Annotated in this window: 10 protein-coding genes; 2 read left to right on the top strand and 8 right to left on the bottom strand. The window is 35.1% G+C overall.

Features of this window, described 5'->3' with window-relative positions; translation table 11 throughout:
- Positions 1–226: 226 nt before the first annotated feature.
- Positions 227–1,417 (bottom strand): MFS transporter, encoded by a 1,191-nt coding sequence (locus tag KO509_RS01265; protein ID WP_215971471.1) that lies wholly within the window; start codon positions 1,415–1,417, stop codon positions 227–229.
- Between the two features lie 149 nt (positions 1,418–1,566).
- Between KO509_RS01265 and KO509_RS01260 the strand changes: the two genes are divergently transcribed.
- Entirely contained in the window at positions 1,567–2,454 is an 888-nt protein-coding gene (locus KO509_RS01260) for a LysR family transcriptional regulator (protein ID WP_215971470.1), read from the top strand.
- A gap of 332 nt (positions 2,455–2,786) precedes the next feature.
- Here KO509_RS01260 and KO509_RS01255 read toward each other — a convergent pair whose 3' ends face one another.
- Entirely contained in the window at positions 2,787–3,290 is a 504-nt protein-coding gene (locus tag KO509_RS01255; RefSeq protein WP_215971469.1) for a DUF1097 domain-containing protein, read from the bottom strand.
- Positions 3,291–3,302: 12 nt separating this feature from the next.
- Entirely contained in the window at positions 3,303–4,040 is a 738-nt protein-coding gene (locus tag KO509_RS01250; protein WP_215971468.1) for an SDR family oxidoreductase, read from the bottom strand.
- Between the two features lie 171 nt (positions 4,041–4,211).
- Between KO509_RS01250 and KO509_RS01245 the strand changes: the two genes are divergently transcribed.
- Positions 4,212–5,090 carry an AraC family transcriptional regulator gene (locus KO509_RS01245; RefSeq protein WP_215971467.1) on the top strand — a complete coding sequence of 293 codons (879 nt, stop codon included), beginning with the start codon at positions 4,212–4,214 and terminating at the stop codon, positions 5,088–5,090.
- A gap of 156 nt (positions 5,091–5,246) precedes the next feature.
- Here KO509_RS01245 and KO509_RS01240 read toward each other — a convergent pair whose 3' ends face one another.
- The 5 genes from KO509_RS01240 to KO509_RS01220 all read right to left on the bottom strand — a co-directional run bounded on the left by KO509_RS01240 (position 5,247) and on the right by KO509_RS01220 (position 9,124).
- Entirely contained in the window at positions 5,247–5,816 is a 570-nt protein-coding gene (locus tag KO509_RS01240) for an NAD(P)H-dependent oxidoreductase (protein ID WP_215971466.1), read from the bottom strand.
- 79 nt (positions 5,817–5,895) lie between these two features.
- The gene (locus KO509_RS01235) at positions 5,896–6,723 is read right to left on the bottom strand and encodes a helix-turn-helix domain-containing protein (protein ID WP_215971465.1); all 828 of its coding nucleotides are present in this window, start codon (positions 6,721–6,723) and stop codon (positions 5,896–5,898) included.
- Positions 6,724–6,829: 106 nt separating this feature from the next.
- Positions 6,830–7,228, bottom strand: coding sequence for a RidA family protein (locus KO509_RS01230; protein WP_215971464.1), 399 nt, complete (start codon positions 7,226–7,228; stop codon positions 6,830–6,832).
- Positions 7,229–7,351: 123 nt separating this feature from the next.
- Positions 7,352–8,236, bottom strand: coding sequence for a LysR family transcriptional regulator (locus tag KO509_RS01225; protein WP_215971463.1), 885 nt, complete (start codon positions 8,234–8,236; stop codon positions 7,352–7,354).
- A gap of 477 nt (positions 8,237–8,713) precedes the next feature.
- Positions 8,714–9,124 carry an Rrf2 family transcriptional regulator gene (locus tag KO509_RS01220; protein WP_215971462.1) on the bottom strand — a complete coding sequence of 137 codons (411 nt, stop codon included), beginning with the start codon at positions 9,122–9,124 and terminating at the stop codon, positions 8,714–8,716.
- Between the last annotated feature and the right edge of the window lie 95 nt (positions 9,125–9,219).

The following is a 9,219-nucleotide window of genomic DNA, read 5'->3' as shown; positions in this document are numbered from 1 at the left end:
CGTGGCTTAGGCATAATAATTACCAAACTTAATCAAGGTAAATTAAGCTTAGTTTATGGATTGAATTTCATCCACGTTATTATGGGTGGCCTAATAAGTTGAGCTCATTGCAGCCGTAGCCCCTAAACTACTATATGTTAATTTTGAGCTTGAACAGTCGTAAATGTTTATAGGTAGTTATGATGTCATAAGCTCTGCTTTGAGATATCAAAGCAGAGCTTCAAGTTTAGGCTATGGTTTTAACTAATTTCTGAGCTTGTCCCTTTCGATCTAGCATTCCACTATATCGAGTGAGAATAAGTGCAATTAAAACAACAACAGCGCCAACCCAAGGAGTATTCATTAAACCATGCTCTTTAACAATGATACCGCCTCCCCATGCTCCTATTGCAATGCCTACATTAAAAGCTGCGATGTTTAGACCTGATGCAACATCTACCGCATCAGGTGTGTATTTTTCAGCTAGTTTCACAATATAAACTTGCAAGCCTGGTACGTTGCCAAAAGCAAATGCTCCCCACACTAAAATAGTTATCACAGCTGCAACCGGGTTATAAGCGGTAAAGTTTAATACTAATAATATCCCTGCAAGTCCTGAAAAAATAATCGTTAATGCTTTAATAGGACCAAGATTATCAGCCATTTTTCCACCCCATATGTTTCCGACAGCAACGGAAATTCCGTACACTAAAAGTATTAAACCTACCGAACTAGATTCAAAGCCTGTCACTTCATTCAGAATGGGTGCTAAATAAGTAAAAGCAATAAAAGTTCCGCCATAACCAATCGCTGTGATCGCATAAACTAATAGTAACCTTGGATGTGTTAACACTTTAACCTGTGCAGCAAGATTAGTGGGTTTAGCTTGCTTTAAATTGCTCGGAACGAGTATAGCGCTGCCAATCATGGCTAATAAACCTAAAATAGATACCGTTAAAAAGGTAGCTTCCCAACCAAAAACTTGACCGATATATGTACCTAATGGAACCCCTGTTACTAAAGCAACAGTTAAGCCTGTAAACATAATAGCAATAGCACTTGCTCCTTTTTCTTTCGGCACTAAACTTGTAGCAATGGTAGAGCCTATAGAGAAAAATACGCCATGCGCCAAACCTGTTAGTATTCTCGCTATTATCAATGCCTCAAAACTAGGTGCTTGCCAAGCGACTAAGTTTCCAATAACAAATAACCCCATAACCGATAATAAGACGTTTTTTCTATTCCACTTACTTGTAAAAGCAGTTAAAACAGGAGCACCTATCGCTACACCTAATGCGTATAGGCTAACCAATAAGCCTGCTGAAGGGATTGATATACTAAGGTCTTGTGCCATTGTTGGTAGTAATCCAACAATCACAAATTCGGTTGTTCCTATCGCAAAAGCGCTGAGGGCTAATGCAAGTAATGCTAGTGGCATCATAATCTCCAAGTTTAATGAATACAGTGGTATGAAGTTAGGGAGTTAAAGAAACCCTTACTTCTATTTGTTGGTGTAATTATTACCTGATAAACTGTTGCAATAAACAGTGTTATTTACAAAATACTATTGTAATAAATGAGGTTAATTTGAATTTAAAAACAAGATCAGATGATTTAGAGCTTTTATTAGCCGTTGTTGAGTTTGGCGGATTCTCTGCTGCCGCTGACGCATTGAATATTCAAGTTGCTCGTATATCACGCTCGGTAACGAAAATTGAAAAAGAGCTTGGCGCAACTATTTTAATTCGCACCACTAGACGAGTTATGCTGACAGATGAAGGTAAAAAATTTGTTGATGCAGTAAGTATTGGTCTTCAGCACATTCAAAATGCAGAAGCAGATATAACCGTACAAGGAGAGATCCTTCAAGGAAAGTTACGTATTGATGCTGCTAGTCCATTTATATTTCATCAAATAGTACCTCATATAAATGCTTTTAAAAAAGCTTACCCTAGTATTGAAATTGAACTTAATTCTAATGAAGGAATCGTCGATTTAATTGAAAAACGTACCGATGTAGCAATTAGAATAGGGAAGTTAGATGACTCAACATTGCATGCTAAAACTTTAGGAAAAAGCTCACTTTTTATTGTGGCATCTCCGCAATATATTGCACAAAACGGCTTACCTAAAACACCAACAGATTTGAAAAATCACACCTTAATCGGTTTTTCAAATATCAAAACACTTAATAAATGGCCGATTAGAGGGGGAGATATAATTATACCAACAATAACGGCAAGCAATGGAGAGACCATCCGTCAATTAGCTTTATCGGGAAGTGGTATAACGTGCTTATCTGGCTTTATGGTTAATCAGGATCTCGAATCAGGTAAACTGATGTCATTGATAGACTCATATAGAGTTCAGGGTACTGATCGCGAGTTGGTGAATGCTGTATTTTATAAATCGTCAGCAGCATCTGAAAGGGTTAAAGCATTCATAGGCTTCATCAAACCGAAATTAACACTATGATTAATGTTAGTTTCGGTTTGTCATTAGTTTGTCAGAATACAACCATGCTTGATGATTCTCTCAATGACAGTTTTGACGATAAAGGGGCAATTTATACCAAGAAGCCGGATCGAGGCTAGGTTAGAAGCTCGTTAAATGCTGAACCACCTAATTATCAATAAAGATTTCCACAATAAAGCTTACTGATAAATTATTGATAAGCATTCTGATAATATTAGTTGATAGATAAACTAATACTATCAGATAAAAACAATCTAATTACCTTATAAATATGATTAGAAACTTAACGCATAGAACTCAGCGTAAATGCTGCCTTTTGCATCTCTAAACTATCAACCTTTAGTTTTAAACAATATAATATTTTGTAGTAATGAAGAGGTTAACCCAGCAAAGGAACCAATAGTCACAGCAGCTGCTAACGCTAAAAAATTGTCAATTGATGGTGTATAATGCGAAGCAAAAAATGAAACTAATCCCAAGAAATAGCACAATAGGTTGTTTATTTTAGGAGCACTTCGTAGTGATACTACTAACATCCCTACAACAAAAACTACGATGGGTAATGCACCCGCACCTAATACAGGACCAATTATTTTTAAAACTATTCCTGCAATCATACCGATAGTAATACCTAGCCAAACACAAACTAAATTAGTAATAGTATGGTTTATATTTACCCCTCGGGTAAAAAATGCAATCCAGCCAATAAACATAGCCCATATAGGTAACTGTAAATCATCAACTCCTGCTGCCGCTATTGCTGCTATTAAAGCGGCTATCGTCGTATAATTAACGTGGCGCATTATTGATTGTATAGAGTTATTTTGTTTATTCATGACAAACCTCTCTTAGACCATTCCGCCATTAGCTCGTAAAGTTTGACCATTAAGCCACCCCCCTTGATAGCTGACTAGAAAAGAAACAGTATTCGCAATATCGGTAGGTTCAGCTAAACGCTCTAATGGATTCATTTTAGCAAGAGCTTCAATTTGTTCATTTGATTTTCCATCCAAAAACAATGCTGTTGCTGTCGGACCAGGAGCCACCGAATTAACAGTAATTGAACGACCACGCATTTCTTTTGAAAGGATTGCAGTCATTGTTTCTACTGCTGCTTTAGTTGCGGCATAAACTGAATAGGTGGGTAAATTAAGACCAATAACTGATGTTGATAAATTAACAATTCGACCACCATCTTTTAGCTTATTTGAAGCCTCGCGTAATGTATTAAATGTACCTTTAAGGTTAACGGCAACTGTTTTATCAAAAAGTTCATCACTATATTCGGCGATAGGTGATAAATACATTATCCCTGCTGAATTAATCAATACGTCAGGTTGGCCATATATAGCCTCTGTTTCCTCAAAAAGGTGAGCGACCTCTTTTGCATTAGATACATCTGCTTGAATAGCTACAGCGCTACCGCCTAACTGCTCGATTTTATGTACAATTTTTAATGCTTCTTTTTCATTATTGGCAAAATTAACGACGACCGAAAAACCGTCAGAAGCCAAGCGAATAGCAATAGCTGCGCCTATTCCTCTAGAAGAACCAGTAATAATTGCGACAGATTTTTTATCACACATAATGAATTTCCTGATGATTAATAAGAGTTGTTATATTACAACTACAACGATTTTCTGCTAATACACAATGCCATTATAAACTTGCCTAATCCTCTAGAGGATGTGATTAAATTTGCAATTGATATTTTTAATCATGTAAATTTATATATAAAATGTAGCGGTGTGTTGAAAATGGATGATAACGTAATAAATGAAATGAAAAGTATCATTGACCGATACTCTTTATGTGATGGTATTCATGCAACTAAGATTGAGGGCTTACATTTTTATAAAATGTCCTCATTAAACGTTAGGTTACCTGTCATCTATCGGCCTTCTATTTATGTTGTTGTTCAAGGGTGCAAACAGGTTTCACTGAACGGAGAAGTGTTTCAATATACTAATAGTAAATATTTAGTTGTTTCAGTTGATTTACCATTGATAGGTGAAGTGACGAGTGCAAATAAGGACAAGCCTTATTTATGTATTCAAATTGATATTGATATGAAAACAATGGCAAAGCTTGTCGCAGAGTTGAATCTTAAAGCCTCTCATAAAACCGGAAAAGGGATTTTTGTTGGGAATATGGATGAGGTATTGGGTGAGCCTATTCTTCGATTGATGAAGTTGTTAGACGCACCTAAAGATATCCCTTATTTATCAGGAGTTTACTTTCTAGAAATATATTATCGTCTTTTAAACACCCCTCATGGCTCTTCAATCATTCAAACATCCTTGCATGGAAGTAATATGTATCGGGTGGCTAAAGTCATTGAGATAATGAAATTAGATATTGCGAAACCAAGGAGCATTGATGAATTAGCAGCAATGATTAATATGAGTACCTCTAATTTCTACAATCAATTTAAGAAAGTAACGGGGTTAAGTCCTTTACAGTATTTAAAGCAATTACGTTTAACCGAGGCTCGCCAAATAATGATTTCTCATAATACTAATGCAACAAAGACAGCTTATATGGTTGGTTATGAAAGCCCTTCACAATTTAGCCGAGAATATACTCGCTTATTCGGGGCTTCACCAAGAAGAGATATAAAAGCGTTTAGAAAGTAAACTTTCAATAAATATTCAATCGAAATTTTAACTTTTAAGCATTACTTACTAAGTACAGCTTCTTTTTCCAACTTAAGGACTTATTTACATATGAAACGTCAATTTAACTTATAAATAACGGTTCCAAACAAATTAAGGCGCGGGATAATACCTTTTCTAAAAACAAGCTTTAATCTTTTCTTTAAAATGAATCACATCTTCTTTACTTGCTCGGTCTGCATTTTCTAAATAAAGATGCTGCTTAATGGCTAAGCCAGAGTAGCTATAAATACCTTTATCAGACGTTAATGAAAGTGCGCTTTGCATGCCACTGCTTTGGTATTCACTGAATGATTTTCCTTGGGTATTAATCACCACAACCTGCTTACCAGAGAGTAAACCTTGTTGAATACCATTAAGATAACTATAAGCGAATCCATAACTAAACACCCTATCAATGTAACCTTTTAATATCGCTGGTAAACCAGTCCACCAGATAGGATGAATAAAAGTGATGCATTCAGCCCAACTAATAAAATGCTGCTCTATAGCTACATCAGTGGAAACTCGACCTTCACGCTGCCCAGCCATATCAACCAAGGATAAAACAGGATCGAAGCCTAATTGATATAAATCTCTGACTATAACCTCTTGTTGTTGTTTTTTTAAATAAGTTTCGAGCATATCTTTTAATGAATTATTTAAACTACTTTGATTGGGGTGTGCAAAGATTATTAAGTGTTTCATCACTAACTCCATTGTTGTTAATTAGTGTTGGCACTATAAAACCTAGCAACAAATAAATATTGTAAGAAAACGAAATCGTTTAAGTACATATAGAATTACGAGAGGATATGTATTGGGAGGGAGTACAGTTAAGATAATACTTAAAATCACGAATAAAATGACTTTGATCGTAATAGCCGCAACTCAGAGCAATGGGTAACCAGTCAAGAGGTGAGTTGTTGTGCAGCAATTTATCAAGGTAGTGGGTCGTTTTTAAAAAACGTTGGTAACGATGTAGTTCTTTCGCCGTAAAACCAAAGTATTTTTTGTGATGCACTTGTATATGACGAACTGATTTCTGTAAAAAATCAGCCGCCATTTTAATAGGATCTGCGGTGTTATTTCGAGCATTCAATAAAGGCTCAATGACTTGATTGCGAGCTGACAAGTACGGACGACAAAAATCTAAAATAAAGTCAATTCGCTCTGTATTACACTTTAGCTTTTCAATTTCTTGCCAAATGGCTGTAAAACAGTGCTCATAGAATTTATTTGCAACACAATGACCACTGTCGATTTCATCAGCTGATGCGCCAAAAAACCGATAAAAAGCATCGTCTTTAAAATTTAAAACAAGTATTTCTGAGTTCGGCGGCATCAAGTAATCAATAGCCTGTTTGACTGGGCCTAGAAGAAGATATTTATCTATCGTGATTTGTGATTTATTCTTGTTAATAAAGCTCAGTTTTGATTTAAAATTAAAAATACATAAGCTTTGAAATGAAGGGAATAATGTTCTTTTTATTGTATTTAAAGAGTTGTTTTGAGCATAATAAAAATGAGAGATAACATGCTTGAATTCGAACGGAACTTCTACCTTCCCTTGTTTAAAAAGGTTTTTTTGTTCTATAGAATCAATGCCATTCATTTTTAAAATACCTCTAGCAATATACTACATCGCTAAAATAACGTTAGAGCAATAAAAAAGGCTTATAAGCTCCATACTATATAAGCCCCATACTATATGAGAGCGATTATTTTACTTTAGCAACGGCTTCGATTTCAATTAATGTATCAGATGAAACTAGGGAGGCGACTCCAATCCCTGTCAAAGCAGGCCTTGCCTCTCCTAATGTCCCAGAGATAATAGGGATTATTGTTTCTAACTGCTCTTCGACTTCACCTCTTACATAAACTCTTAATTGAAGAATATTACTGACTGAAGATCCAGCTTCTTTTAACACAGTAATCAAATGTAGAGCGGCCATTCTAGTCTGCCCAGCTAAATTCCCCTTATTTACCGTTAAGCTATTTTCCCAATCAACTTGACCCGAAATAAAAACTAAACCTAAATCCGTATCAATAGTCGCTTGTGACATACCAGAAGGGGCGCCATCATAAATACTAAGTGGGTTGATTCTTTTAATTGTCATTACCTTAAACTCCGTTTACGAACTTTTGTTCGATGAATTACCGAGGACATAAGATAACAATAACCTCTGTTTAAGCCGATCAACTCAGACTTGTTATTGTTACAAGCTAAGGCTGATTAACGTTTAAATAAAATTTTCTTTAATCAATTCAATTAGCCATTTCAATAAGGGGTCTCTTGAAGAGTTTTGATGATAAGCTGCGACCATTTCATATCCAGGCGGATATTTCTCAAGCGGTATTTCAAATACCCCTGGCACAGGGAGTAATCTTGAGGGGATAAAAGCTACCATGTCTGAGTGTAATAAAGATTTTTTAGCCATGAAAAATGAAGGGACAGATAAGACAACATTCCTCATTAAACCTTGCTGTTGAAACCAAGTATCTGCGGAACCAATAAAACTAGCAGTGCCAGGAGATGTAATAACAAAATCAAATTTAATTAAGGATTCAAGACTTACCAAATTATCAATATTGATATTTTTATTAGCTGAAACACACCGGTACTTTTCAGTAAATAACCCTACTGAAAGAAGTCCATCAGGTACATAACCACTTGTTGTAAAAACAACATCTATCAAACCTTGATGCATTTTTTTAGTTAGATTTACACTTTCTATATTAGTTACAATTATTTTTATTTTTGGAGCTTTTTTTCTAATTGCTTTGAGTGCAAGTGGAAGTAATACTTCTTGGGCATAATCAGTTGCACAGATAACAAATGTACGGTCTATTTCGCTGAAGGGAGTCTCTTCATACATGGGAATATTATTCAAATGCACCAATACTTGTTGTACATGTGGCATGATCTGTAATCCATATGACGTTGGTATCATGCCATGACCAGATCGAACAAAAACCTGATCACCTAACATATGTCTTATATTTTTTAACTGCGAACTAACAGCTTGTTGAGAAATAGAAAGTTGTTCTGCAACTCCAGAAACAGAGCCACATTGATATAATGCATCCAATATTCTTAGGTGACTTATTTCGATATTTTTGATCAAATTTGCCTCGTTAATAATAAAATAAATTAACTTTTTATAACTTAAGGTTTATTTTAGTATAAATCTTAATGCTCCCTAAATTAAATAGAAACATGAATATTTAGTTGCGAATACCGTGAATATAGCGATTAATCCTAATATACCTCGTCCTCTTTTCTATTGATTGATTTCAGGAACATATCACCTAGTTGGAATATTGATTGTTTGTTCAATTCTTATGTATATGCGGTAAAATTATTGCAGTTAAACGAAATGTTAATTGTCAAAAATGATTGCGGATTTAATGTGATTCGCAATCAATCTATATAATTTAAAAAATTCTCAATATAAAAGAAGGGGTACTTAAAAGTATATGCCAAGCTAAAATGTTCAGGCGGGTGTCTAACTTACCTTAAACTTATATCATGATTGCTTAGCACGATTTGAAAAACACAATAATTGTTCTTATACTGTCTAACTATTAACGGTTAAATTATTTTATGCTTTAGCCAAAGTTAACTTATCTAAAGTAACTTCACCAAAACGTGTTAATAAAAAATCTTCCGAAGCCTTGAGTGCGTCACCTATTTCCCTATTAACCGCTTTTTCGATTGGGCATTCTGTATATTCGTCACTTAACCCGATAGTAAATACTGAACTTTCGCCCAATGCATTGTGAATATCAAGTAAGGTAATATCTTTTAGCGCTACATTTAAACGCCAACCACCACCGTGCCCTTTTACAGACGTGACATAGCCTTGTTCACGTAGACAGCCCATTGTGCGCCTTACTACAACTGGATTAGTATTTAGCATAGTGGCGATATGTTCAGAGGTCGCAGCTTCTTCCATATGATCCATATGGATTAGAATATGAAGCATGCGTGATAATCGACTGTCTTTTCTCATAAAATCTTCGTTTTTTATTTACAGAATGAATAGAAAAACTATATCACGAAACTTTTAATGTTTCATGTGTTGACTTTGATAATTCATGTAACTTA

The sequence above is a fragment of the Colwellia sp. C2M11 genome, assembly GCF_018860915.1.
Taxonomy (GTDB): domain Bacteria; phylum Pseudomonadota; class Gammaproteobacteria; order Enterobacterales; family Alteromonadaceae; genus Colwellia.
This window is presented reverse-complemented; position numbering and strand designations above follow the sequence as displayed.